The following is a 24,800-nucleotide window of genomic DNA, read 5'->3' on the forward strand; positions in this document are numbered from 1 at the left end:
GGGGTTTCAGCCTTTCCGGTTGGTGTTGGATAGCGGCGCGGTGGCGCTGGTTTGCAGCCGGTTTGCAAATTCTGTTTCCTTGGCGTTCTCGAACTGCGCAATCGCTTGGTTGGCGAGGTGCTTGGTCGGCGAGAGATACGCTTCCAAAATTCGAGTCGCGGTCGCCAGCGAGTGCTGGGTGATGGCGACGATCTGGGCGACGCTGCAGCCAGCTTCCGCCAGCATGGTCACGGCGGTGCCGCGTAGGTCATGGAAGTGGAGCGGCGACGTCTCCATGCCGGCCGCCACCATCGCCTTCTCCCACTGATGGCCGAAATAGCGCGCCGTGAAGGGGCGACCTTCCTTCGTTGTCAGGATCACCGCCGCGCGACGTTCCATGCCGTCCAGCATGCTTCTGAGGGCCCGCGTGCAGGGAATGTGAACCAGGGGGCCTTGAACGCCGCCGCGCTGGTTCTTGCCGATCCTCAGCGTCAGGTGCGCGCCATCGTAGTTGCTCCAACAGAGCTTTCGGAGATCGCCCTGTCGGAGGCCGGTGTGCAGGGCCAGGATAAGGGCCTGCTGCATTTCCACGGGCGCGGCGGACATGAAGGCTTCGATGTTCTCGGGAAGCCAGATGACGTCCGCGCGGTTCGAGCGATAGAGCCGCTTGAAGCCCTTCAGGTGGTTGGTCTCGATCACGCCGTTGTCGACGGCCCAGCTCAGCATCGCGGATATGACGGAGAGCCGGTAATCAGCCTCGCGCGCGCCGGAGATCTCGGCGACCTTGGCGCGCCAAGCCATCAAGGGCGCCTTCACGCGCGGATTGTTCAGCGCCGCGATTGGGAGGTCCGCGAACTCGGTCTCAGCGAAGGCGAGCTTTCGTGCGTACTCGCGCCGCGTGCTGTCAGCGAGCTGGGTGCGGAACTCGGGTGAGCGCATGTAATCGCGAGACAGGGAGGCGAACACGCCGGTGGTGTGGCGATCTCGTACAAGCTGCTCGGCTCTGGAGTAGGAGGCGATGAACTCCGGAGAGTTTGGCTCTCCTTCAAGCCGAACGCCGGTCTCGCGGTGATAGTAGTATAGCACCACGCGTCCGCTGCTGAGGCGCTTGCGGACGGTGTTTATGCCTCTAAGTGCTACGCGCATTGCGGCGGCTCTCCCAGGCGGCGAGCGGGTCGTTCACCTCTCGCTCGGTGAGGATCCCGCTGAGACGGTCCATGGCTTGTTCCAGCAACACTCGATCCACGCGGCCGCCCGGAAGCGTTGGGTTCGGATACTCACCACGCGCACGCGCAGCAGCGAAGCTGGCTTCTCCGAGGCCGGCAAGTGCGGCCGCTTGGGCGATCGTAAGGCCCCGGGGTGCTAGGGACGGTGGCAGATCGGCTCGGGCCTTCCTCATCTGTCAATGCCGCCGTTATCGCGCGATTGTTCGGCTTGACAGCCGCGCAAACAGGAGACGACGCTATGTGCCACCTCGGGCAGAAGCGTTATCGAAGAGTGCTTCCCGCGGCTTTCTCTCGCTAGCGCGCCATTCTCTAGATCTACGATCCAATGCTCGCCGTTTGGGCTGAAAGTTAACTTCAGTAGTTCGCCCCCGCGGACCCGAAGTTTTAGATGGGCGCGCAGCCCATAGGTGTTCCGTGCGATCTCAAGCTCGACGGAACTTGGCCACGTGTCGCCTCTGAACTTGAACGGCGTCATGTCGAATGAGCGTCTTCCGGACGGAGCGGCTTTCGGCGGCTCAATTCGCGGGGCGGCTGCCTCTAAAGGATCGATAAGGCGTTCAAGGAGCGAGGTTAGGCAGTTATGCAGGGTCTCGCCTGGCCTCAGTCCGAGCTCTTTCTCGTAATCCTCCAGGAAGATGCCCACGCCATTTGGCAGTTCGGCGCTTCGTTCGAGCCTCAGAGGACTGACGATGCCGACGGTTTCGGCGGCTTTGGTGCTTTCGCCCAGGGTGCAAACGCCGAGCAAAAGGCTCGCCGCATCGCTGGCAGACATCTTGGCACCACTACGTCCTCGGCCGCCCGTAGCGATGAAGCCAGCTTCACGCAGCGCGCGAGCTATCACGGTGACGGTCGATTCTGGATCGCCAGTCGCCTCAGCGGTAACGCGGACGAGATCTGAGAGCATTGCCATACGTCATCTGTAACATTCGCAGATGACGGCCTCAAGCCCATCTGCGATAAATGCAAATGGCGAAACTGGCTGGGCTACTCATGCGGAATCGGACGACAAAAGGTGGTGGGGTGGTGCAGGAGGGTATCCTCCTGCCGGGGGTTAGGGGCGAGGAGCCCCTAGCCGCGAAGCGGCCGGGGACCAGGGGCTATGCCCCGGCGAGCGACCTTTGCGACAGCAAAGGTGTAGTGAGTACACCTTCGCTGCGCTCAGGCTGGTGGTGACCCCATGGCCTACGCAATCCTCCGCACGGCCAAGCTCAAGAGCTTCGGTGAGATCGGCGGCTCCCTGGCTCACACGTTCAGAGAGCGAGAGACCCACAACGCCGACCCGGCGCTAAAGCTGGCGAACGAGCACTGGGGCGCTGAGACCGGAGCCGGCGCGCTGGCGGCGATCCGCGCGGCGCTTCCGGCCAAGTACCGCTCCGACGCCGTGCTGTGCATCGAGTACTTCGTCGGTCACAGTCCAGAATGGCGAGGCGACGACGCTGCATACTTCCGAAGTGCGCTTGAATGGCTGCTTGATCGGCACGGCGCGGAGAACGTCATCAGCGCCCATGTTCACCGCGACGAGAAGACGCCTCACCTGGTCGCCTACGTCGTGCCCCGGGATGGCGACAAGTTGAACGCCAAGAAGTGGCTAGGGGGAAAGAAGACCCTCTCGGAAATGCAGACCGACTTCTGGCAACGGGTCGGCCGCGAGCATGGCCTGGAGCGCGGCATTGAGGGCAGTGTCGCTCGCCACCAGACCGTCAAGGAATACTACACGGCGATCTCGCGGGCGGCGGAAGTCGGGCGTGGCGTCAACTTCCCGAAAGAGCGCCAGGTGCTTGAAAAGGGCATCCTGACCACGACGCTGGAAACTGACGCGGCGTTTGCCTCACGCGTTGCCGAAAGCGTGGTGGAGCAGTTGAAGCCGGCTGCGCAAAAGGGCGTCGAAGTGGCGCACCTGGCCAGACGGGAACGAGAGCAGGCCCGCGAGGTTGGCCGGCTGAAGAAAGCGCTCGATAAGGCGCACAAGCGGCTGAACGCGTTCGAGCGTGTGTTTGACGGCCTGAATTCCGACCAGGCCCGAGAGCTGTTCCATTCGCTGCGGCGCGCCGCCGATCGGATGAAGGAGACCGCTCGCGAAGTGGTGGGTTGGTTCAAGGGGCTGGCCCCCGCAAGGTCCGGCGGAGAGTGGCAGATCACCCTCGAGGAGCGCGGTACCGGCAAAACGGTGACTATCCTGTCGACCAGGGCGGCGAGCGCGCTTGAGAGGGCGGAGGTCCGCGCCGGTGATCTCGTAAAGGTGTCGTCAGCCGGCGCCGAAATCTTGGAGCGGCGACAGGGGCGGGATTTGGAGCGGTAAGCCTGTGAAGCCTTGCCGGCGCCGTAGGCTCCTTGCGCAGCGCCGGGCGCTGGGTAATGTGGGGTGGCCGAAAGGCAAAGCCCCCCGGGGTCTAGATTGAAGCGGAAGTGGGCGAGGCAGCGCGATGCGTCTCGCTCACTTTTTGCAGGTGCAATGTCTTGTTGCGACATGTTTCGGCTTGGCTCTGGGCATAGGTCGCGACCGAAAATGCCCGAAGGCAGCAGTTCACGACCACAGAGGCTGCAGCCTACCCTTATTGGGCCTAGATGAGCTTTTCGTAGGCCACCCTGAGTAGCGCGAGAATGTCACTCGGATCGCTCGCCCCTACGGAATCCCACATTTCGGGTATGGTCATCCGATTGGTTGAAACGCGGCCGTGGAATAGAATTTCCCATCCCATCGCTCCGCAAGTAAGCGCCACGATACAGCCTTCGGATTCGTCCACAGAGGTAAATGCAGGGCGTACCGCCAACTCCACCCGTTTCTCGGCTTCTGACGTGTCGGCATGGATCGCGCTCTGGCAGAGCACTACGCAGGTCAGCAATCCAAGAGCTCGCTTACGCTTATGGTCGGCATTCTTGATTGAGAATGCCCGTACCAAAAGCTGATACGAGAGCATTAGGTTGTTGCGGTACGCCTCCAGATAGGGCGCGGTATCGTCATTCTCATCAATAGCGGTGGCGATCAGAGCGTTGCAGTGCGCCGCCCGGACGTCAGCAACAAGATCAATCTTACTAAGTTCGTCGGGGGTGAATGCCGCCTTCATGTTCTTCGCGAGCTCATGCTCGACGAAGCGCTGTGTGATGTGCGTGATCTCATGGAAAATGTAGAGCGCGATGGCTTGGCGCCGCACTTCCTCAAGAGAGTCGGCGAACGCTTCGTCATCCCCGAAGAGCTCAACCACGACCTCTTCGATCCGCCTCAAAACGCCGGCGTTGAAGAGGATTTCGAAGTTCTCTGCATCGGATCTAAAGCCAGCCTCGCCAAGGCCCTCGCTAACCACGAGGTTGTTTGCCGAGAGAATAGCCACAACGGGCTCAAGAGGCGCTGCGCGACCAGGATTTTGAGCGCGCCACCAGTTCAGCGCGAAGATAGCTTCCGCGCGAATCTGATTTAGGGTTCTGGTAAGGCGTTCGGAGCGCTCTTCGTTAGCCGCATTGAGCACTTCGCTCAGGGCCTGCGACGAAGAATCTTCCGGAGCCTCCTCTGGCAAACCGCCATCTGACATAATTATCGCCCCCCATCGGGCACACAATGCTCGTTGGAATCGCCTGGTAGGCGACGGGCAGATCTGACTAGCTGCGCAAGTTTGTCAGCAATGGCAACTTTTTTTGTGCTGTGGTGTTGATTGCTAAATACCTTGTGCGAGTGTCCTTCAACGCATATACGCCGGCTCGGCTCGCGAGGGGAACGCAGGACGATGACCAACCTTGAGAAGGATCCGCTTCTCGTTCGTGGGGTTGCGGTGTCTGGTACTAGCTCGCAGTGGACTCTGCTTGGTACGAGCGAAACCAACGCTGCCAAAACTGTTAAATCCGCGCGCGGTGCCGCTGCGCGCCTAAACGCCTGGTCGATTGCTACGTTGGCCAACGCCGAATCTGTTGAGGCGGTGACCGTCGAGCGGATTCCAGCCGAGCCGCCTGCCCCCGCGAAGAAGGCCCGGCAGATCAATGGCGTTAGCAAGGCGCTGTCGCCTGAATACCGTGAGATGTTTAGTACGCTCGCAGCAGATTTTATCTCCGTGGGCGCGACCCTAGTGGGTAAGAATTCGAAGTAGGTCGCTGCCTGGGCGTGAGCCATCGCGCGCAGGCCTGAGCTACACCCAGATGACGCGCCCATTTCGTATCCAGAAATGTGAACGGCAGCCTACATGGCGCCAGATCGATGGGTGAAGGGTCGCGCGGCCCTGACTATCCGTCGTCGCGTTCCAAGTCGGGTGGTCGTCTGGAATGAGATTCAGATCGAGCGGTTCGCCGCAACCGCACGGACAGATCATGCGCGCCTCCCAGGCTTCACCATCTTCGGTGAGGATGTAGATGCGGCGCCTGCGAAGGTTTTTCGGAAAGGTCGCCTCGTTGACTTCAAACCGATAGGGACGATCAAAGAGGCCCAGGAGCCAAGCCCAGAAAGCCGCCAGCGATGTTGTGAGCCGCTTCATAGCAGCGGACCCAGCTGCGGCAGGCCCAGCCACGGCGAGCGATCCCCGTGGCCAACAAAGCGCGACATCAGCGGGCAATCATCCAGTTCTTCGTCGGCTGTCATTCGGATTTCGGCGAGGCTGAACTCGATTGCAGCGATCTCCGAGTTCGGAACCTTTCGATAGGGGTGCAACCGGGCCAAGAAATCGTTCACCGCAAGCGACGACATTAACATGTTAACGCTGATCACGGCCGGTCTCTGCACTTGTAGCCCCTTAATATACTTATCTTGAATCTGCTGGGCGGCAGCGATCGGGTCGCGTTTGTGGATTTCTTCGGTCGAAACGTCCTGCAGCGAAAATGCCTCCCGCGATATCAAGCTCGATTTTCCAGGGATTAGATAGTTCACGGTGCCCAAGATATCCTGGATTTTACCGCGATCAGGACCTTCCTGAACGGCATCTAACAGAATACCCATGTCGAAATAGGGTTGAATGTAGTGGGTCGCGCACAGGTTCATTATAAGTCTTCCCGTCGCGGTATCAACGCATCCAAATATCACATCGCATTGTGACAGCGCCCTGAGGGCCTCGGGGCTGCCCAAGTCTTTGGGGATCGGAATTATCTTGACGCCAAGACCTTGCCGATCGCTCTCATGCTTAAGGGCCTCCACCTTCAGCGTTGCGTTCTCGGCGTGCTCGGTCGTTGCATACGTGATGCGGTTGAGATTGCGGTCTTCGATATAGTCGTCATCGATCGGAACGATCTCGCCTACACCTAGCCGCCTTAGCTGTTCGATTGTGGGGCTCCCCGTTCCGGAGGCGCCGCCCACGCCGATTCGCAGCCTGCCGAGCATGCGCGTCGTGCCTTCACCAAAGGCTTGGTCTTGCGAGGCGCCATAGTGAGGACGCGGCGTCGGGTCGTCGCCATGCCACCAGAAATGCAGATCATGGCCCACGACGTTTATGAGCTCTATGTCCTGCAGCTCCGACCCACGCCACAGATAGCGACCAAACATCCGACCGTCAGGTAGCATGATGGTGCTGGCGTGGGGGATGTCGGCTTCGACCCAGGAGCGGATTGTCGGCAGCAACTCCGAGTCGCTCTCGTCATCGATCGAGGAAAAGGCGGGGAAGCCCTGAGGATGGCTATGTACCTTTACAAGGGACAGGCCCTTCGCTTCGGCATCCTCAATTAACGCCTCTATGTCTTCAGCATTCCAGTTGACGTTATTCGCCGCGCGTTGGCAGCGCTCATGCGGGATCGGGTGAATCGATCGCGCGACTAGGCGGTGCCGTTCGGCTCCGGCTGCACGGCCACACGCAATGAAGGCAACGGCCTCCAGGCCGTCGCCCGGCAGCAAATGCCGCTTCAGTTCATCGTGTTGATCGCCAGTCAGGGTGAGCGAGACTCTCGTGTTCATTTCAAGAGTTCTTCAGCGAGGGCGTCCTCGACGAGATAGATGTGAGTCTCCAAGCAGTCCTGGCCAGGCACCCAGGGATTTGTCTCGGTGCGGTGACGGGACCAGCGTTGAAAGGCGCGCCCATCGATTTGCTGGATCACGTCGGCCTGCCGGATCGGCTTCCCATCGGCGCGGCGGATCTCAGGGAACACGTAGAACATGTCCAACGGCGCAAGCGGGTAGCCTCCCTCCATGCGGATCGCTAGCGTCACCTTGGTCTCTGTGAAGCCCTCGGGCAGTTGGAAATCTGGGATTAGGACCCAGGTGGAGCCGTCGATGATCAACTCCCAACCTGCGGAATAGCCGTCGAGGAAGGCGCGATCCTGGTCCAGGGCCGGCGCATCGCGCCGCCCCAGGGCTTCACCCTCGCCCTGCCCCTTTTTGATGGCGCGGAACTTTTCCACGCCGGGGCGTCGCAAATCCACGGAGACGTCGAGGCCGATCGGCTCCGGCTTCCCCCCGGCGACCTTGAGGCGGACGTTGTAGTTATCTGGCGGGAGAAGGCCGGCCTTGGTCAACGCTTCCCGTGGCGTCACGGTAGGCTTGTCCCAAACGATAACCGAGTCGTTGACCTTGAACTTGTAGCTCCTTGCAAGAGGCGCCCTCGTACCGGTCTTGCAGTGCTGCTCCAGGTCGATGACCATGTCGAGCAGCGCCTCAGCCTCCTCGATCAGCTCTTCCGCCTTTTCAAGGAGGCGAGCGGTCTCCGGTTCAGCGTGATCCTTCGTTTCCATCGTATTTCGTCCTTCTCCGCTAATGCGGCGCTTGCGATTCACCCCGCCGGCTGGCAATTTGCTGTCCGGCCAGACAACATGCGGGCCCTAAAAAACGCCTCGCTCGGCATAGCCAGTTTGAGGCGTGTTGTCTGTATGGACAACAGAATGTGGTGGGTAATGGTAAATGTCAAGGAGGGCGGATGCCGGAGTCCGCGTTAGGCAATTGGCTCAAGGAGCTGCGGGGTCATCAAAGCCTGCGGGAGTTAGCAGACCGCAGTAAAGTCGATCACGCCTACATCTACCGGCTTGAAACTGGGGCGAAGGAATCCCCCTCAGCGGAAGTGTTGGAAAAGTTGATCGGTGCTCTCGCACTATCGGAGCGGAATGCCGAGATCCTAAGGTTTCTCGCTAATAATTCTAATATTGATCCAGCCCTGGTCGAATTCGTGAAGGGCGACGAAAAAGTATCTTTTGCAGAGTTTCATATGCTTACGACAGTAGTGAATCGTGGAGCTCGGCCCGACTACGCGACGTCTCTCAGCCGGATACGCCGTTACATGCAGGAGGATGATGATGGATGAACTCGCCGTCGTCATGAAGGCGCGAGAGTTCATTGCGCAATGCGGGCCTATCGCCCTACCAGTTTCAGTCGACGCATATGCGGCGCAGATCGGCGGCGTGGTAAAGGCTGATGTCCTCGGAGAGGGAGAGGACGCTTGGTCCTTTCGTGACCCTAAAGGCAAATATCGTATTTGCGTAAACTGTGCCCATAACGGCCGCCGCCAACGATTTAGCGTATGTCATGAGGTGGCGCACGAGGCGCTCGGCATCGCCGCCGATCACACGGCGCCGAGCTGGAGTTTTGCGCGTCGGCCGAAAGGTGAGATCGCCTGCGATATCTTCGCCGCCGAGCTGCTGCTTCCTTACAAGCTCTTCAAGCCGCGGGTCGATACGGCTGATATGGGTCTCGCCGCTGTCAGCGACCTAGCAGAGGAGTTCGACGCTTCGTTAGTTTCCACAGCGTCTCGCTTCGCCACCTTCTCGCGGGAACTTTGCGGCTTCGTTCTTTCTGAGGGCGGCAAGGTTCGTTATTGCGCGCGTTCAACGTCGCTTAGAGACGCTAAGGCCTGGGTCCGGATCGGCATGGACCTGCCGCGCAATTCCTACAGTTACCGGGTTCGTGCGGGAGGCCCCCTCACTGGGCCAGAAGAATCAGAGCCCGAGGAGTGGTTCGATGATTGGGACCGTGACGGCGCGCTCTATGAAGATGTTCGGCACCTGGGTTCATGGGACCAGACTCTCACCCTGCTATGGTTTGAGGATGAAAATCTGCCGCCGCCACAAGCTGACCGGAGGAATTGGGAGGAGGAGGCCTACGGGCTCCGCGAGCTCGATGGTGTACTCCCTTGGCCGGGAAGGTCGAAACGTCGGAAATAAGATAATCCATGGCGGCATAGCGTTGTCCGCTGGTTATTGCGCATTGCGGCATCTGGATAGACGGCTACCGCGCCGCGTAAACTAATCGAAGGGGCGCGCTGATTTCTCGGTGGAGCTCGGAGGCATGGAGGACCTGAAGGTTCATTTCCTTCAGCACTGCCCCTGCTTTTTCTTTCAGCCGCTCAGCCGCAATACCAAGCCTACAAACGATCTGCCGCTTCGCCGGATTCCAAGCTGCAGGGTCAAGATACGCAGCAGTCGCATCTTCGCCGATCGCCTCCGCAACGCGTTGTCGAACATCAGCATCCGGAAAGCCGCTCCTAACCCGCGTGCACTGGGGGGGAGGGGGGTATTTGGATTCATAGGGGAGTGGGCGGGCACGGCTGTCCGCTTTTTGTGTCCGTCTCGCCCGCTTTTCGGGAGTTAATCCGGACGCCGGTGTCCGGTTATCCGGCTCATATCCGGACGTGCTCGCCCGGTTTTCCGAGGCCGGTTCAGCATGGATTTGGTCGGCCGGACGGCGGGCGTCGATGTCAGAGAAGATGGGCGAGTACTCGTTGGCGCGCCCCCTACCTCGGCTGACCTTGATGTGGAGATATCCTCCATCGCGAAGCTCGTTCATGGCTCGCCGGACTGTCCGGATGTCCATCTGGAGGAGTTCGGCCATTGAGGGTTGCGAGCGCCAGGCCACGCCCCGCTCGTCGAAGTCATGCACCAGCTGACAGCCGAGCAGCTTCGCTTTGTCGCTCAGGTCTGGCGCCCGGAGCACGCGTTGCTGCCAGGCTAGCTTGAGGCTCACTAGGCTGCGCCCGGGATTCGTAGGGCTGCTCATGCGCGCCTCCCGAAGCTGCTAAAGCGCGCTGGGCGGGCGGCAAAGTCGTTTGCAGATCGTTCGAGAAGCCCAATGATTTCAATGGGCCACAAAGTGCTCGGTTTGCAGAAAAGTTCTGCGAAATCATAGCGCTCGTTCAGCCTACGAATCTGAGGGTCGGACGTTCGAATCGTTCCGGGCGCGCCATTTTCTCCTGAAAAATCAATGATTTATCGGGTGCCTGGCAAGGGCCCCCGACAATTTCCCGGCTCTATTCTGGGTTTTGTTCTGGGGATTTTTTAATTCCACCGAACAAACGCTCTCGCCTTCCTGCCGATTAGGGATCGGAAGGGTCCTTCCGTGCGTCGAATCGCTTGAGGTTGATCGCGGGGATCGCCTCAAAAGGGCGAGGGCTCCGACACTGAGGACGACCAGTGAAGCCATCCCTAAAGACGCTGGTTGGTGACTTCATCATGGAGTGGGCCGAGAGCCAGGCCAGGCTTCGAGACGCGATACAGCGCAATGACCTGGCTTCATTCCCCTTTGACATTTTGCCGGCGGCTGCGGATCAGCCAAGGGCAATCAGTCACGATGGAAGCAGATTGCTCGCTAAGAGCGCGGAGGTCCTGCTCAAGCAGGCTCGCCTGCAGCTTAAGCTCAGTAGCAAGGCCGGGCGCCAGGCCTTGGTCGATGCGCTATTTGCTCAATTGCCCAAGTCCAAGAAGACCGGCCAGATGTCCGAGGACGCGGTCATCAAGGGCGCCCTGGCGCGCCTGACCGCCTGGCCACGCGACAACGGCCTCTATGTCTTTCCAATCGTGTTCGCGCCCGCCGCTAAGCGGACTTCGTTTTGGGTGGGGCCACTACGGATCATGTCCAAGTCGGTGTTCTTTCGCGAACACCGCGACGCCCTGAACCACCTCGCCGACGGAGTGAGGGTCAAAGCGGTCAAGGATTGGCGGCGGCATCTTCGCGCTTACGACCACATTGTCCTGGTCGATATCAAAGGGTTCGAGCGCGAGATGGCGTGGGAGGCTGGGCGAGACGCTGTCGAGTTTCTGCTGAACCTCATTCGGATGCTTTTCCCCTTCCGCCAGACAACTCGCATCCGGATCGGCGGCGGATACATCTGGGAAACTTTAAGCTCGGCCTTGCTCCTTCGGGACGACGGCAACCACCATTTGGCAGTCACCTACGGCCCTTGGGGCACGCTGATCGAGGAGGGGTGGACCGACGACTTCGACGGTCGCTTTCGGCGCTACGCGACGCTGCTGGGGAGTTTCGCCTACTGGCTGATCGATGGCGAGCACGCGGACGATCCGACGTTCGAGCGATTGCGCTATGCCAATCGTCTGTTGGCCGAAACCTATTCCGAGCCCAACGACCAGATCAGGCTAGTCCGCATGGTCTCGGCCCTTGAGGCGCTGTCGCTGTTGGACGGCCCTGACAAAGCGCACAACCTAGCCCGCAGGTGTGCCTGCGTCGCCGGTGGCGGCGATCCTCGTTGGGCTATCGAGGTCTATGACGCCGTGCGTCAGGCCTACCATTGGCGAAGCGCTGTGGTTCATGGCGACGCTCCATCCAATGAAGATGTGCGATCTAGCTTCATGGCGCTGGAGGAGCACCTTCTCGACATTTATCTTGGTTATCTCATCTTCTTCGCGGCTCTCAACCGCCCAGGGCGGATCAAGTCCGTCAGCGCCCTGCGGCGGGCCTTCAAGGCAAAGATTGATCTCTTCTACTGGGATCCCAATCTCGTCTGACATCGCGGTCCCGCAGATCAGACGCTGGTGGAAGCGCGCTCGAACCGCACGCGCTCGCCGTCCTCGAGAAAGGCCCTATAGCCCGCCTCCCGCCAGGCCGCGGCTTGGACGTGGGTCGAGGCGGGCGACGCCTCGTTGGCCCACCACTGTGGGCGCGTAGCGCTGTTGGGCAGCATCGCGCCGATGATCCGTTCGACGTCTCGGAAGGTCAAATCAACGCGGGCCGTCTTCTGACGGGAGAGGTAGCGTTTGAGTGGATCGTACTTTGCCATGGATCTCCCTGTCCCACGCTCCTTCGCGGAGCAAGGCGCATGGCGCCGGCGCGTCATCCCGTCGCACGGCGGCTTCGAGGATTGATGCCGCAATTGTCCATATGTGGCCGATTGGAGCGTAAATCGCGCAATAACTGGCCACATATGGACGACTAGGTTCGCGACTAAGCTTGGCTCCAAACCTGGTTTAAAACCTGCGCGGCCAAGGCGGCTTTGTCCTGGGGAAGGAAGCGTCCGTAATGCTCGGCGATCGTTTCCGGCGTGTCCTGGATCGCATAGCTGGCCTGTTCGTACGAGCCGGTCTGCTTGAGAACGTGGGTGGCCAGAACGTCCCGGACATTGTGAGGGCCATGCGGAAGGAGGCCTTCAATGACACCGCGCCCGGTGTACGGGTTGTAGATGCCGTAGCGCTGGATCGCGAGACGCCAGGCTTCGTAGAAGGTGTTTTGGTCGTAGTCGGCGTCCTTGCTCTTGGCCTTCATGGTCTTGACGAAAAACACGCCGGGGTCCGGCGCGCCCTTCAGGAGAATGCGCCGATCGCGGGCTACATATGCGTCGATCTCCGAATAGAGGCCGCCCAAGTCGGGGAGCGCCAATCGGAAGGGGTTCTTGCGGAAGTACGATGAACCGGCGTTCTTGAACGCCGCCGCCGGGATCAGCACTTCCCAGGTCGCGTCACGGCCATTCCAGCGCAACTCGCCGCGCTTGAGCGCCTCAAGCTGACGCTCCGGCGTCGGGATCTTGTCCTTCGGGCAAACGAGAAGTTGGCGCAGGTTCTTCTGACGCAGGCCCAGGTGAAGGCCCAGGCGTAGCATCAGGAATGCGCGCGTCGCCTCCGCGGCGGACGTGGGATAGAGGCGGGCGTCCGGACGTCGCCTGAGGATTTCCTCGGTGATCTTCCGATACTCGCCGACAGGGCTGTCGGCCTCCAGGATGGGCAGGATCGGCTCAAACGGATCGCGGTGGATCCGCGACACCCTCGCGACTTCCTTGGCCCGTAATAGAAGATGGTGATGCTGCACGTCGCAGACGGCGTTCCAATCCTCCCCCGCCGCGCGGACGTCGGCCTCTGTCACCAGGCCCTCGATAGGCCGCAAGCGCTCGGCCAGGCGCGGCGTCTGTCGAAGCCAGCCCGTCTCACGCCGGCTCAGCGAGGCGCCAACGGTCAGCATCTCGGTTTCCCATTGGGTGAAGAAGCCGCGCCGCCCCTCCCGCCACTGGAGGTACCAATCCCAGACCGCCGGAAAGATCAGAAGCCCAAAGCTCAGGGCGCCGACAGGTGCGCCATATCCCCGAACCGGCCCACTCGGACAGGCTGCTAGAGCGCCCATCATCAAGCCGAGGTGCTCCATCTTCTGGCCGGCGGTCTCGTTGTTCCACACGCCGTTGCGACGTCGGCCGCGCGAGGTCAGTGTCGCGGTCTTGAAAGCCAACAGGTCGGCCGCTTCGTCGTTCAGCGCCCGCGGCGCAGGCGCCGCGCCCATCGGGCGTCCCACACTGCGCAGTCCAGGGTCAGCGAGCCGCTCCTCAAGTGGCGGGCCCGCCGACAGTTCGCTCAGTGCGCCGTTTCCAGTGAACTGCAGAGCGAACCTCTGCTTCATCGCTTCGGCCTGATTGCGGCGGTAGTCCGTGTGGCCCGAGAGGATCACCGCTCGCACCCAGGCCTCGATCTCCTGTCGCTTGACCAGCGGCAGGCGGGCGAAATCATCCGGCAAGTGCCACGCCATCCGACGTCGTTCCGACATCGGAAGTGGCAGACTCTCGGCGTCGGCGACCATTCGGCCGGGATGGGGAAGTTTGTCCCGGAAGTAGCCAGCCGGCAGACGCCAGCGGCGTTCGAGCGCGGCAAGGATCCGAAGGCTCGTTGCGCCTCGCGGAGCTTTATCGCCCCGCCGCCAGGACGTGAAGGTCGTGGTCTCGAGCGTATCGTCTCGCAGGCAGACCGCCCGCTGGAGGCCATAGCCGGTGTCGGCGTGACGGCGCATGTGCAGGTCTAGGGCTTCGCTGAAGGTGGGGGGATCTTCCCAGTCGTCCCACAGAGCCTTGGGATAGGCGATGACGGCGCGCGCCGGATACCCGGGTTTACGCTTCTCCGGCTTTGCGGAGGCTTTTGGCTGGCGGCAGGCAGGTTTCTTGGGCGTTCTCTTCGACGCCTTTGATTCAACAGTCATTTCACTCAAGTTCACGCGCGGAGCGGGTCGTCCGCAGCATCTAGACGCGCCAGCCCCGCCTTTCCCCTGGTGCGAGTTCGGGCTTTAGAAGAGGCTGTTTCTTGTTTGCGCTCGCGCCGCGAGCGCGTGCTTGGGGGCGCTGCCCCCTGGCGCACTTCGCATCGGTTCCGCCCACCTTCGGGCGTGCGCGTAGCAGCGATCCGCACGTAGGGCTCGACGCCCTGCAGGCGGTTCCCCGCGAACCGACGCTCCGTTTGCACCCCCCGGTCTCGCCGACGGGCAGGGGTCAGGCGCGCCTTGCGCCTGACCCCAACCCTCAAAGGGAGACCTGTCATGACCCAGCCCAATCAAACCGCCCTGGAAAAGGGCTTTGTTCTCACGGCAAGCGGCGCGGTTCGCGCCGGGGAGGAGCGCGTCTATCCGCTCAACAAGCTCAAGCGCTCGCCCGACAACGTCCGTAAGGGCGGCCACAGCGAGGCCGTGATCGAACAGCGCGCCGCCTCGATCCTGGCCAAGGGCTTGATCCACCTGCCGGTGGTAAAGCCCGAGCGCCGCCCCGACGGCAGCGAAACCGGCTACGGCCTGGTCACGGCCGGGGAGGGTCGGCGCTTGGCCCTGCGCTTGCTGGCCAAGCGCAAGCTGATCCCCAAAACCGCCCTCGTCCGCTGCCTGGTGGATGAGGCCAACGACGCCGGGGAGGTCAGCCTCGATGAGAACCTTGCGCGCGATCCGCTTCATCCGGCCGACGAATTCGAAGCCTTCTTCGACCTCTCCGGGCGCCAGGGCTTGGGCGCCGAAGAGATTGGAGCGCGGTTCGGCGTCACCGCGTCGGTCGTGCGCCAACGACTGCGTCTCGCCGCCGTCGCGCCCGACCTCATCGCGCGCTATCGGGCCGAGGAGGTAAGCCTTGACCAATTGATGGCGTTCTCCGTCAATTGATGCGAGGAAGGCCATCCATGATGGCGGTCAACGCCAGGACGGTCTGGGCCTCCAGCGCGCTGTGGCCGGCGGATGTCTTCACAAAGGTTTTCGGGGGCGCGCCGATGGTTTCAAGCGCGGCGACGAACCGCGAGGCCTGGGAGAGCGGACAGACCTGGTCAAAACGCCCATGCACGACATGGATCGGAAGCTGGGCGAGCTTTTCGACGTTGCCGACGATGTAGTCGGGTTCCAAAAACAGATGATTGGCGAAGAAGTGAGCTTCAATCTGGGCGAAGCACAGGGCGAAGGCCGCCTCGCCGAACTTTCCCGGATCCCCCCGCTCGGGGATGAGGTTGGAAATGGCGCCCTCCCAGATCGACCAGGCCAGAGCGGCGGAGAGTTGATGGGCGCTCTGGGATTCATCCGCCGGGACCATGTCGAAAATTGATTTGTAGGCCCCCATGATGTCGCTGCGCGCGGCCGGAGGGATGACCTCGACGAAGGCCTTCCACTCATCGGGGTAGCTGATATAGCTACCCGGCGCGGTGAGGGCGTAGGGCCTTTCCTCGAAGGTCGCCGCGTTGCCCTGATACATATACAGCAGGTCCTCCTTGGCCCCGAGGAAGACGCCGCGCAGGATCAGGGAGGCGACATTCTGCGGGTGTCGGATGGCGTAGACCAGCGCCAACGTGCTGCCCCAACTGCCGCCGAACACGTGCATCCTACCGTTCACGTCCAGTGCCTCGCGCAGGCAATTGATGTCATCGACCAAGAAGTCGGTGGTGTTGTGGGCCAGCGCCGCTTGCGGACCGGCCGTCGCCACATTGGGTTGGCTTTTGCCGCAACCGCGCTGGTCAAATAGGATCACGCGGTAGCGCGCCGGATCAAAGAAGCGCGCCATCACCGGCGCGCAGGCGCCGCCCGGGCCGCCGTGGAGGAACATGACCGGCTCGCCGGCGGGATCGCCGTATTCTTCCCAATAGAGTTTATGTTCGGGGCTCTGGTCCACTTGAAGCCAGCCGCTGCGGTTCGCCGGCCTTTGAGGATATTTCCATTCGTTGGAAACCTTGCTGACGGCCTGAAGCGTCGAAAAATCCATCAGCCCTGATCCCTCGTGCGGCGCACTGGAGCTCCGGTCGCGCCGACAGAGCCTTGCGTTCGCGCTCTTGCTATCGCCCTAGCCATGTCGCCTCACGCGGCCATCACGCCCAAGCTGGCGCTCAGCTTGCGAACGAAGAAGTCGATCTCGGCTTGGTCGGCGCGCGATAGCTCCACGTCCCTGAGCTTGGACGCCGTCAGAAGATCCAGCGCTCGCGCCCCCGCTTCCCGATCCATCGACAATAGGAACTTGGCCACCTCGGTATAGGTTCGCGCGGTCATCGAGCGCGCGTTGCGACTGGAGTCGAGCGTCGCTTCCAGATTCTGCAGCGCCTTGCGCATGGCGTTGCGGTCCACAGGCTCTGGGCTCAGTCGAGCGCCAATGAGATGATGGAAGATGAGGCCGCCCAGGCGATTGGTCTCGGCCTGCAGCCGAACGCGCGTGGCGGTGCCGTCGTCGCTTTCGGTCTCGAAGTTTTCCAGGTCGCGCAGGACGTCGTCGATATCTTGTAGCGCGTCCTCGAAGTCGGCCGAAAGCTCGCCGCGGTCGATGAGGTTGATGAACGGGGTATCGACCGACACGTGCTGCAGGTCGTCCTCGATGGTCTGGACGATCGCGGCGGTCAGCACCAGCGCCGACAACTCGACCATGTCCCTAAGCTTGGCCAAGGATTGCGGCGCGGTCGCCAAATTCTTCAACAGAAGCTGGCGGCCGCGGGTGACCTCAGAGCCGGAGCGCAACTGCATGCGAATGGCAAGGGCCTCGCAGTAGCGCGCCTCCCGCTTCCAGGGGCTGCGGCGCTGCTGGGCGCTCTGCAAACCATCATGGCAGAGCTCGGCGCAGGTTCGCGCCGAATCCCAGGCATCGACGGCGAAGTAGATGCAACTGGCTAGCAATTGAGCGGCTGCGCGGCGCGCGGGGTCGTGCCAGGCGTTGCGCATGTCGTGATAGATGCGCTGGAATTGCGCGGTGTCGTCGGCGCTGAGGCTCCTGAGCAGAGCGTCCATCGGCGCCATGTGACGGACCTGTCGCCGATCGACGTGAATGCCCAACGCCGCGGGAATGTCGATGTCCAGCAACTTGACCGGCGCGCGATAGAGCGGCGCCCCCTCCGTCAACTTGATCGACGCTAGGGACTGAAGCGCGAGCGCCGACATCGTTTGAATGTGATCGTCGCGGATGAGCGCGATGTCGCCGCTAACCGACGTCGCGGCCGCCTCGCGTACATCTGGCGTGCTGAGCAGCTTGGCGATGTTCTCAGCCGACACATATTCACCGCCGATGTCGGAGAGGATGTAGTGGCTGTTGGCCAGGCAGATCGTCTCCGCGGTGCGCGACCAAGAGGCGATATTGTCCTCCAGCGGCAGTTGCAGCGACCCGATCTGCTGGGCCACCGTCTGGTCGGTCTCGGCGAACGGAAACAGCATGTCGAGGGCCGTCTCGACCCCTTCGAAGACCCGTCGAAGCTTCTGCACGCCATACCGAGTCGCCGTGGCATCGTTGGACATGTTCATGTGGTTGAGCAGCGGCGTGTAGATCTGCGGGTGGCGGAGGAAGTAAGGCACCCCCTCCTCGGCAAGCTGTGGCGCCAAGTCCTGAAAAGCAGCGTGCAGCGCCGCGTCCGGCGTGACGAAGACGAACAGCGTTTTGACGTCCGAGCCGACAGTTTTGTGATCGCGGTAGAGCGCTTGAATGGTCGCCAAGGTGATGGCGTCGTTTTCGTTGTTGCGAGAATTGTCGCTTTTGGCGCTGTCGCTTTTGGGACTGTCATGGCGCGAGCCGTCCCCCTGCTGCACTGGCCGGATGGCTGCTCGTCGCTCTGCGTCCATCTCCGCCCGACGCATGGCGATCTTGGCGTTCCATCGACGAAAATCTTCGTGCCGCACGGGATAGTCGGTCGGGTTCCAGTAGCGATCGCAGAAGGTCAGGTCCCGGACGCTTGCCTCACCTGAGCGCCCGTTCACGAACAGGCGCTTGACCCGCTCGCTGGACGAAATCGCCGCCATGATCTTGGTGAAGTCGTCGTCCAGGCCTTCCTTCTTGGCTTCTTCGATCAGATCCAGGGGGTTGCTGCTTTTGGCCAGAAGCGATTTCAGCTTGGCGTCGAGGCGCGCGGCCTCGTCGACGCCAGGCTTTTCGCCTTTCTCGCCGCCGGCGGTCTTGGTCTTGAAGCCCTGCCGGATTTCCGTCTCGAGCTTGCTCAGGCGGTCGAAGGCCTCATTCCAATGCGCCGGGCTCAAGAACGCAGCGCCCTCCATACCGGGCAGTCGGTGCTCGAAGAGGAATTTGAGCGCGATCCAGGAACTGTAGCGCGAGGCGTTTTCCGTCAGGAGCGCGTCGATCCCATAGCGGCCGCCGATCGCGTTCGGTTCTCGTCGCCAATAGGCCTCGAGAACGCTGGTGTCGAAAATGTAGACGATCTCGCCGTGCTTAGCGAACTCGCTATCGGAGCGATTGATCGCCACATACTGCATCAGTCGGCGAGAGGCGTTGATGTAGGCTCTGGAGTGCTGTCCGGTCATACCATCGCCGCGGCGAACCACGTCTCCTCCAACTTGATGGGGACGGGTTGCTTGGCCGTCGTGACCTCGCCCGCGCGAGCCAGCCGCTCGATACCGGTGCGCAGCATCAGAACGTTGCCGACAGGGCGGCTGAAAGCCTGCCGGCCCTCATCGAACAGTCGCCCCTGCGACAGCAGATCGACGAGCTTGGCCTCGACCGCGCCGCCGCGATCTCCGATCAAGCGTTTGCAACGGGTCGCCGCGCTCACGACCGCGTCTTGGTCGCTGCCGATGTCGCGCTGGGCTTCGTTCAGCAGCGCGATGGCCAGCGCCGCGTCCAGTGTCGGCGAGACGACCGCGCGCTGCGCCCGCTCAAAGAACCATGCCTGTCGCGAGGGAGAGGGCACGGTCTCGAATACCGTATCGGTGATTACATCCAGGAGCGGCTCCAGATCCGGTGTGTCCTTTCGGACCTGGCGAAGGGCGTGGTCGAGATAGGAGGCGGGAATTTCAGCGCGCGGATCAAAGACTTTGAACTGAGCGTAGAGCGTCCACAACTGCACATCGAGGCGATGTCCGTGCGCCAAGGCCGGTCTTCCCGAGGTCAAATGACGGCGGATTGCCTTGATGATCGCCTCGGCCACGGGCAGATGAAACTCGGCCGCTTCCGAGATCGAGGCCGCCAATTGCTGCGCGAAACGCCCCATCGGGTAGAGTCGCAGTGGCGCGAACGCCAGGTGGGACTGGCGTCCGCTGTCTTGGAGCGCGGCGAAACCATCCGCCAGCCATTTGATGAAATCGGCCGAGGCCCACTTTTGAGCAACCTTCTGCAGACGCAGCAGGTCGGGCGGGCAGAACGCGTCGGGACCAGCACTCGAAATCTCGCTCATCGGGCCCTCCCGCGTCGGGGTTAGGGTTAGAGGGGGAAGTGGCTCAGTCGAGGATCGCGGTTTGACGGGCGTCTTGGCCAGGCGTTCGCGCGCCGCCCTGGCCAAGGCGGCCACGGTCTTCTCTTCGGCGCCCGCGCCCGCGCCCGCGCCGGCGCTTGCCCGCGCTATCAGGCGTTCAAGAGCGCGCCGATGGGTGGCGAGAACCGATCGCGGGTACGCCGCCTGAGCGTCGAACAACACTAGCCAGCTTTCAAGCGCCTTGACCGGGGCCTTGTCGGCTTGGCGCAGCAGTTGACCGTAGAGCTCGGAAAGATTGGCCTTCGACGGTGCGGGCACGCTTCGGTCAACCATTCGGCCATGTCTTGACTAGGCGTCGGCAGGCGCTTTCGAAATCGCCGGCCACGACGGCTTGCTTGTCGCCAAGGGCGTCGAGAATGGTCTGTATGGTCGCGGGCTCAAGGCCGGCCTGTTCAAGTCGAACGCCGATATCGTGTTTGCTCAAAAGCCCGATGTCCTCCTCCTTAAAGCCTTGCAGTTCCAGTTCTTCGCACCATCGGGGACCGGCCCTTCGCCCGCAGACGATGGCCGAGATATCACGCCCGGCGCAGGCTTGGAGAACGCCAGCGAAGACGGTGCGCGCCAATTGGTTGTGACCGTCGTCTTCATCGTGATCGTCGGCGATTTCGTCGATGGCGTCGGCAGCCAGCAGCATGATGCCTTTCTCGCCGATATCGCGTTGAGCGCGCGCCATCGCGACGACGAAGAGCTCCTGCATGATCCAAGCGAGATCGGCCGGCATCAGAGCGTCATCGGCCTTGGCCGCCTTGATCCGTTTGCTGATGCGCGGGGCGATGACGCCGTGAACCAAGACTTGCAGGTTGTGTAGCCGCGCCTCGAAAGTGCGTTCGACCATCTTGTCCCGTGCCGCATCGAAAGACGCCGCCGCTCCCCAGCCGTAAGTCTTCGCCAACTCGGCGATGTGCTTGAGCGGTCCGACAATCTCGAACGTGCCGGCTGTCGAGATCGTCACGACCAGCTTGGCCACGCCCTTGGCGACCTTGGCGCGCTTCGTGGGGGTCAGCGCTGTCGCGTCGCTCGCGTCGATTTCCTCCAGTTTCAGCCAGAGACGGTACGCGGCGTCGAATTCGAAAAAGTAAGATCCGACCGCCGTCACGCCAAAGGTTCGGTTGAAGGCGCCGACGACGAGGTTTCGCATCACCACCAGATGCTCCGGCAATGGCAGGAACGAATGAGGGATGAAATCGAAGACGATCGGATAGCGGTTCTTGCCGCCCAGGAAATTGGTCGTGGGGGCCCGTCGGACGAATTGGTGGAGGGTGCGGCTGACGCCCCGCCGCGCTCCGCCGCCGGAGACGACAAGGACGGTCTCTGGCCGATCTGCGGCCCTGAGGAGCACGTCATCGCTCTTGCGTGCCACATAGGGTGGCCGTGATCGCACCCGTTGATAAGGAACCCGCGCCACTTGCCCCCCTCGGACAGCGATTAACAATAATGTAACGATGTTATTTGCTATCGCAACCTATCTGCGGTTCTCCGTGCTGGACTCGCGCTTAAGTGAGGCAAGGTGCCGTGCTGGGTGATTGCCTTTCGATCAGTCGCGCGCGGCAAATCACTCGGCTGGACCCAGCAAGCGGCGGTCGAACGGTCCGGCGTCAACTATCGCGCGTGGCGGCGGACCTAGCCGCTCGATCGGGCGCGCAACGCCACGCGCGGCGCTCCGGACGCTGATCCATATCAAAACGTCGAGCCGATATAATCTGACCATCCGATCCCCAACGCTCAGCGCGGCGTATCCTGTAACTGGCCTGTGCGAGCTTCGAGCTTGCACTTGTCCCACTCGGTCTTGAGCAGTTGCTGAACGTTACGCTCCAGACTCTCCAGACAGGCCAGAACCTGGGCGGGATCTGGCGCCCCCTGATGAGGGTCCGAGCGGTTGGTTTCCGCAAGCGTGCGAGCCACTCTAGAGGGCAAGCGCGAAAGCCGATCACCTTTCGCGAAAACCCATCACGCGAGGCGCTGGTCTGCGAATCTTGATCACCGGCGCGACGTGAGATCGCCCACGCGCCGGCCTGGCCCTCGGCTCATGCCCCGCACCTGTTGCTCCAGCCGCGCCATACGGCGTCACCAATGCCGAGATCTGGCCGCGCTGGATGAAAGATCATAGGCGGGTCGAGATCTTCGGGATCAGGCCGGACGACGCCAAGCTCACCCGCTGGACGTCGGCGCAATCTTGACGCGCGTCGCCACATGCTCGCAGCTTCAGCGAAATCCATAAGGGGAGGGCTGCGCCTTGGCGAACCCGCATGAATTCCATACGCCGAAGGACCACTACACCAAGGCGGATCTGCTGAAGTCGGGTCTGGGCGGCTATTTTGGACCCGGCAACGCCCAGCTGCCCGCGCCGCCGATGCTGATGATGGATCGGATCACGGAGATCAGCCTGGACGGGGGCGACTTCGGCAAGGGTTATGTCGCCGCCGAGCTGGATATCGTCCCGGATCTCTGGTTCTTCGGCTGCCACTTCATCGGCGACCCGGTGATGCCCGGATGCCTGGGTCTGGACGCCATGTGGCAGGTGATCGGCTACTGGCTGGGCTGGTCGGGCTCGCCGGGCAAGGGGCGCGCGATCGGCGTCGGCGAGGTGAAGTTCCGCGGCCACGTGACGCCGGACATCAAGCTGGTGCGCTACGAGATCAGCCTGCGGCAGGCGCGGCGCGGCAAACTGGCCCTGGGCCTGGCGAATGGCCGGCTGCTGGCCGACGGCGAGTGCGTCTACACGGCCAGCGACCTCAAGGTCGGGATGATCGCGGGGGCGGACTAGCGGCCGTGGGGTCTCCCAGCAAAAAGGGCCGCCGGATGTCCGGCGGCCCTTCCCATTTTTCAGATCGGTAGCGCGAACTACCAGATCTTCACGCGATCGGCCGGGGCGACGTACAGCTTGTCGGTCGGCTTGATGTCGAAGGCCGAGTACCAGCCGTCCTGGTTCCGGATCGTGCCGTTGACGCGATAGTAGCCCGGCGAGTGCGGATCGCTGGCGATCTGCTGCTTGAGGGCGTCGTCGCGCGACTTGCCACGCCACACCTGGGCCCAGCCCAGATAGACGCGCTGGTCGCCGGTGAAGCCGTCCAGCACCGGCGAGGGCTTGCCGTGCAGCGAGACGCGATAGGCGTCCAGCCCGAAGGCCAGACCCGACAGGTCGCCGATGTTCTCGCCCATGGTCAGATCGCCATTGACGTGCACGCCCGGGAAGGGCTCGAACGCCGAGTACTGCTTGCCCAGCTTGGCCTTCTGAGCGTCGAACTTGGCGGCGTCTTCCGCCGTCCACCAGTCGCGCAGCACGCCGTCGCCGTCGGACTTGCGGCCCTGGTCGTCGAAGCCGTGGCCGATCTCGTGGCCGATCACGCCGCCGATGCCGCCGTAGTTGACGGCCGGGTCCGCGTCCGGATGGAAGAACGGCGCCTGCAGGATGGCGGCCGGGAACACGATCTCGTTGTTGACCGAGTTGTAGTAGGCGTTGACCGTCTGCGGGGTCATGCCCCACTCGGACTTGTCGACCGGCTGGTTCAGGCGCTCGACGTCGTGACGATAGTCCCAGGCGCCGGTGCGCATCAGGTTGCCGTAGGCGTCGCCTTCCTTGATCTCCAGCTTGGAGTAGTCACGCCACTTGTCGGGATAGCCGATCTTGACGGTGAACTTGGCCAGCTTGTCTTGCGCTTTCGCCTTGGTCTCGACGCTCATCCAGTCGGACGCGTCGATGCGGGTCTTCAGGACGGTGCGGATGTCGCCAACCAGGGCGACCATCTTGGCCTTGGAGTCCGGCGGGAAGTAGGCCGCGACATATTCCTTGCCGACCGCTTCGCCCAGCATGGTGTTGACCTGGGCGACGCCGCGCTTCCAGCGCGGGCGCTGCTCGGGCTGGCCCGACAGGGTCTTGTTGCGGAACTCGAAGCTGGCGTCGACGAAGCGCTTGGACAGCAGCGGGGCGCCGCCGTCGATGACCTTGAACGCCTGCCAGGCCTTCAGGGTCTCCAGCGGGGTGTCGGCATAGATCTTGGCGTATTTCGGGAACGAGGTGTTGGTCGTCACGACGAAGCGATCGACCTTCGGAAGCTCCGTGCCGACCAGATAGCGGTTCCAGTCGTAGCCCGGCGTCTGGGCCTGCAGCTCGGCCAGGGTGGCGGGATTGTAGGTCTTGTCGCGGTTACGGCGCTCGACGCGGGTCCAAGAGGCCTCGGCCAGCTTGGTCTCGAACTCGACGATGGCCTTGGCGTTCTCGGCCGGCTTTTCCCAGCCGCCCAGGGTCAGCATCTTCTCGACATAGGCCAGGTACGCCGTCTTTTTCTCGGCGAACTTGGCGTCCAGATAGTAGTCACGATCGGGCAAGGACAGGCCGCCGGTCGAGGCGTAGACAGCGTAGGCCTTGGGGCTCTTGGCGTCGACGCCGATGCCCAGGCCGATCAGGGTGGCGTAGGGCGTGACCGAGCTCTTGCCCATCAGGGCGGTGAACTCATCCTTGGTCTTGACCTTCTTGACGCCGTCCAGCCACGGCTGGATCGGCTTGGCGTCCAGCGTCTCGATCGCGGCCTCGTTCATGAACGAACGATACGCGGCGCCGATCTTGGCCTTTTCACCAGTCGCGGCCTTGTCGGCGGCGGCGCCTTCGATGATCGCCTTGGTTCGGGCTTCCGACAGTTCGGCCAGCTTGTCGAAGTTGCCGTAGCGGGTGCGGTCCGACGGGATCACCGTGCGGGTTTCCCAGGCGCCGTTGGCGAACTTGTAGAAGTCGTCGCCCGGCTTGGCCGAGGTGTCCATGCCCGTGAGGTCGAAACCCCAGGTCCCGTAGCGCGGCGACTCCAGCGACGTGGTGTCGCCGGCGCCCGCGGCGCCTTGCGGCAGCAGCGATTGCACGGTGCAGGCATCGTCGATGCATTGGTGTTGTTCGTGGGCCAGGGCCCCGAAGGCCGATATCGACAACGCAGCGGCTGCTGCGGCGCCGAACAAAACTCGTTTCATGGAAGTCGCGTCCGTTGGTGTGAGCTGGCCGGCAATCTGCACGGACGCGGAATATTTGCTCCCTTAAAAAAAGTTCATGTA

The 24,800-nt window shown here is 62.3% G+C and carries 21 protein-coding genes; 7 read left to right on the top strand and 14 right to left on the bottom strand.

Annotated elements, in window-relative coordinates:
* Positions 1-6: 6 nt before the first annotated feature.
* Together ACW173_RS09330 and ACW173_RS09335 are read right to left on the bottom strand one after the other, a co-directional pair.
* Entirely contained in the window at positions 7-1,125 is a 1,119-nt protein-coding gene (locus ACW173_RS09330) for a tyrosine-type recombinase/integrase (protein ID WP_492084810.1), read from the bottom strand.
* 249 nt (positions 1,126-1,374) lie between these two features.
* The gene (locus ACW173_RS09335) at positions 1,375-2,109 is read right to left on the bottom strand and encodes a hypothetical protein (protein WP_492084812.1); all 735 of its coding nucleotides are present in this window, start codon (positions 2,107-2,109) and stop codon (positions 1,375-1,377) included.
* 273 nt (positions 2,110-2,382) lie between these two features.
* Between ACW173_RS09335 and mobV the strand changes: the two genes are divergently transcribed.
* Positions 2,383-3,504 carry a MobV family relaxase gene (gene mobV, locus ACW173_RS09340; protein WP_492084814.1) on the top strand — a complete coding sequence of 374 codons (1,122 nt, stop codon included), beginning with the start codon at positions 2,383-2,385 and terminating at the stop codon, positions 3,502-3,504.
* A 262-nt stretch (positions 3,505-3,766) separates the two neighbouring features.
* Here mobV and ACW173_RS09345 read toward each other — a convergent pair whose 3' ends face one another.
* The gene (locus ACW173_RS09345; RefSeq protein ID WP_492084815.1) at positions 3,767-4,732 is read right to left on the bottom strand and encodes a hypothetical protein; all 966 of its coding nucleotides are present in this window, start codon (positions 4,730-4,732) and stop codon (positions 3,767-3,769) included.
* Between the two features lie 192 nt (positions 4,733-4,924).
* On the opposite strand from ACW173_RS09345, the gene ACW173_RS09350 reads away from it, so the two are divergent.
* A complete protein-coding gene (locus ACW173_RS09350) occupies positions 4,925-5,281 on the top strand; it encodes a hypothetical protein (RefSeq protein WP_492084817.1) in 357 nt (118 codons plus the stop codon).
* A gap of 39 nt (positions 5,282-5,320) precedes the next feature.
* Here ACW173_RS09350 and ACW173_RS09355 read toward each other — a convergent pair whose 3' ends face one another.
* From ACW173_RS09355 to ACW173_RS09365, 3 genes are read right to left on the bottom strand one after another with little or no spacing between them, the layout of a single operon-like run.
* Positions 5,321-5,662 carry a ubiquitination-like system serine protease family protein gene (locus ACW173_RS09355; protein WP_492084819.1) on the bottom strand — a complete coding sequence of 114 codons (342 nt, stop codon included), beginning with the start codon at positions 5,660-5,662 and terminating at the stop codon, positions 5,321-5,323.
* Positions 5,659-7,065 carry a ThiF family adenylyltransferase gene (locus ACW173_RS09360; RefSeq protein WP_492084820.1) on the bottom strand — a complete coding sequence of 469 codons (1,407 nt, stop codon included), beginning with the start codon at positions 7,063-7,065 and terminating at the stop codon, positions 5,659-5,661. Before ACW173_RS09360 ends, ACW173_RS09355 begins: the two co-directional genes overlap by 4 nt.
* Positions 7,062-7,838 carry a multiubiquitin domain-containing protein gene (locus ACW173_RS09365; RefSeq protein ID WP_492084822.1) on the bottom strand — a complete coding sequence of 259 codons (777 nt, stop codon included), beginning with the start codon at positions 7,836-7,838 and terminating at the stop codon, positions 7,062-7,064. Before ACW173_RS09365 ends, ACW173_RS09360 begins: the two co-directional genes overlap by 4 nt.
* Before the next feature lie 182 nt (positions 7,839-8,020).
* Between ACW173_RS09365 and ACW173_RS09370 the strand changes: the two genes are divergently transcribed.
* Both ACW173_RS09370 and ACW173_RS09375 read left to right on the top strand, forming a co-directional pair.
* Entirely contained in the window at positions 8,021-8,401 is a 381-nt protein-coding gene (locus tag ACW173_RS09370) for a helix-turn-helix domain-containing protein (protein WP_492084823.1), read from the top strand.
* Positions 8,394-9,257: an ImmA/IrrE family metallo-endopeptidase gene (locus tag ACW173_RS09375; protein WP_492084825.1), complete on the top strand. Its 864-nt coding sequence runs from the start codon at positions 8,394-8,396 to the stop codon at positions 9,255-9,257. The genes ACW173_RS09370 and ACW173_RS09375 overlap by 8 nt, the downstream gene beginning before the upstream one ends.
* 64 nt (positions 9,258-9,321) lie before the next feature.
* On the opposite strand, the gene ACW173_RS09380 is transcribed toward ACW173_RS09375, so the two are convergent.
* Positions 9,322-10,089, bottom strand: a complete 768-nt coding sequence (locus ACW173_RS09380) for a helix-turn-helix domain-containing protein (RefSeq protein ID WP_492084827.1) — start codon at positions 10,087-10,089, stop codon at positions 9,322-9,324.
* A gap of 413 nt (positions 10,090-10,502) precedes the next feature.
* Between ACW173_RS09380 and ACW173_RS09385 the strand changes: the two genes are divergently transcribed.
* Positions 10,503-11,831 carry a hypothetical protein gene (locus ACW173_RS09385; RefSeq protein ID WP_492084829.1) on the top strand — a complete coding sequence of 443 codons (1,329 nt, stop codon included), beginning with the start codon at positions 10,503-10,505 and terminating at the stop codon, positions 11,829-11,831.
* A gap of 17 nt (positions 11,832-11,848) precedes the next feature.
* On the opposite strand, the gene ACW173_RS09390 is transcribed toward ACW173_RS09385, so the two are convergent.
* Entirely contained in the window at positions 11,849-12,247 is a 399-nt protein-coding gene (locus tag ACW173_RS09390) for a DUF7662 domain-containing protein (RefSeq protein ID WP_492084831.1), read from the bottom strand.
* 20 nt (positions 12,248-12,267) lie between these two features.
* Entirely contained in the window at positions 12,268-14,274 is a 2,007-nt protein-coding gene (locus tag ACW173_RS09395) for a hypothetical protein (protein ID WP_492084833.1), read from the bottom strand.
* Between the two features lie 333 nt (positions 14,275-14,607).
* On the opposite strand from ACW173_RS09395, the gene ACW173_RS09400 reads away from it, so the two are divergent.
* A complete protein-coding gene (locus ACW173_RS09400) occupies positions 14,608-15,213 on the top strand; it encodes a ParB/RepB/Spo0J family partition protein (RefSeq protein ID WP_492084835.1) in 606 nt (201 codons plus the stop codon).
* On the opposite strand, the gene pip is transcribed toward ACW173_RS09400, so the two are convergent.
* From pip to ACW173_RS09420, 4 genes are all read right to left on the bottom strand, one after another.
* A complete protein-coding gene (pip, locus tag ACW173_RS09405) occupies positions 15,206-16,294 on the bottom strand; it encodes a prolyl aminopeptidase (RefSeq protein WP_492084837.1) in 1,089 nt (362 codons plus the stop codon). The genes ACW173_RS09400 and pip overlap by 8 nt on opposite strands.
* Before the next feature lie 92 nt (positions 16,295-16,386).
* The gene (locus tag ACW173_RS09410; protein WP_492084839.1) at positions 16,387-18,816 is read right to left on the bottom strand and encodes a hypothetical protein; all 2,430 of its coding nucleotides are present in this window, start codon (positions 18,814-18,816) and stop codon (positions 16,387-16,389) included.
* A complete protein-coding gene (locus tag ACW173_RS09415; RefSeq protein WP_492084841.1) occupies positions 18,813-20,036 on the bottom strand; it encodes a hypothetical protein in 1,224 nt (407 codons plus the stop codon). Before ACW173_RS09415 ends, ACW173_RS09410 begins: the two co-directional genes overlap by 4 nt.
* Positions 20,029-21,102: a hypothetical protein gene (locus ACW173_RS09420; RefSeq protein ID WP_492084842.1), complete on the bottom strand. Its 1,074-nt coding sequence runs from the start codon at positions 21,100-21,102 to the stop codon at positions 20,029-20,031. The genes ACW173_RS09415 and ACW173_RS09420 overlap by 8 nt, the downstream gene beginning before the upstream one ends.
* An 894-nt stretch (positions 21,103-21,996) precedes the next feature.
* Between ACW173_RS09420 and fabA the strand changes: the two genes are divergently transcribed.
* Positions 21,997-22,527 (top strand): bifunctional 3-hydroxydecanoyl-ACP dehydratase/trans-2-decenoyl-ACP isomerase, encoded by a 531-nt coding sequence (gene fabA, locus ACW173_RS09425; RefSeq protein ID WP_492084844.1) that lies wholly within the window; start codon positions 21,997-21,999, stop codon positions 22,525-22,527.
* A gap of 77 nt (positions 22,528-22,604) precedes the next feature.
* Here the strand turns inward: fabA and ACW173_RS09430 are convergent, their stop codons facing one another.
* The gene (locus ACW173_RS09430; protein WP_492084845.1) at positions 22,605-24,719 is read right to left on the bottom strand and encodes a M13 family metallopeptidase; all 2,115 of its coding nucleotides are present in this window, start codon (positions 24,717-24,719) and stop codon (positions 22,605-22,607) included.
* Positions 24,720-24,800 lie beyond the last annotated feature (81 nt).

The organism is Caulobacter sp. ALps2 (assembly GCF_058681635.1).